The 1,051-nt window shown below is 50.5% G+C and carries 1 protein-coding gene; it reads left to right on the top strand.

Annotation, left to right across the window (positions count from 1 at the left end; all coding sequences use genetic code 11):
- Positions 1-1,051, top strand: a 1,051-nt coding sequence (locus H5122_RS19970) for an Ig-like domain-containing protein (protein ID WP_182683033.1), incomplete at both ends; no start/stop codon positions are given.

Here is a 1,051-nt window from a genome sequence, read left to right as displayed (position 1 = left end):
GCACGCCAATAGTGACAGGCACCAGTGATGCACCTAACAGCACCATCACGGTGACGTTTACAGATGCAGCAAATGCTACTCAAAGCATTGATGTACAAACCGATGCCAATGGTAACTGGAGTGCGGCACCAACGACTGATTTAGCCGAAGGTAATTATAGTGTCAGCGCCAGCATCACCGATGCCGCAGGCAACACAGGTACAAGTACAGACAGCGGCGAAGTAGACGTAACTCCACCGGCACTTGCCTTTACACCAACGTTTGAACTTGGTTTATTGGTTACCCTAAGTGGGACGTCTGACTTGCCAGCAGGCAGTGAAATTACTATTACCGAGCAACTGGTAGGCGGTGGTATTGGTGCAACATATACCACTACAACAGATGCGGATGGCAACTGGTCATTAGTCGGATTAGATGTATCGTTACTTGATGTTGGCTCAGTGATCGCAACAGCGACCGATGCCGCAGGTAATACACGGACAATTAGCTCAGATGACTTTGATAATACACCGCCTACGCTGACGGTTGACGTTGCAGCACAAAGCGACAGCAACACGCCAATCATAAGCGGCACAAGCGATGCGGGCGAAGGTGCACAAGTGACTATTGTAGTGACCGACAGCAACGGCAACCCACAAACCATCACCGCCCTTGTTGATGCGGATGGTAATTGGAGTGCTACACCAGCGGCACCATTAAGTGAAGGTCAAAGCACCATTGAAGTAAGTGTACGCGACAGTGTCGGCAACGAAACTACAGTAAGTGATACCACCACTATCGACACGCAAGCGCCAATACTCACCATTCAAAACGTAGGCGATGTTAGCGACTTAACACCAGAGCTTCAGGGCACCAGTAATGAAATTGGTGGCACTGTTACACTCACCATCACCGACAGCGCAGGCGCTGTGCAAACCATTGAGACCCTAGTTGGCAGCGATGGCCACTGGAACATTGAGATTCCAGGTGCCCTTGCACAAGGTGACTTTACTGTAAGCGCGAGTATTACCGATGCGGCAGGCAACGAGAGCACAGCAAACAGCAGTGGTAA

The organism is Pseudoalteromonas sp. SG43-8, assembly GCF_014164245.1.
Classification (GTDB): domain Bacteria; phylum Pseudomonadota; class Gammaproteobacteria; order Enterobacterales; family Alteromonadaceae; genus Pseudoalteromonas; species Pseudoalteromonas distincta.
This window is presented reverse-complemented; position numbering and strand designations above follow the sequence as displayed.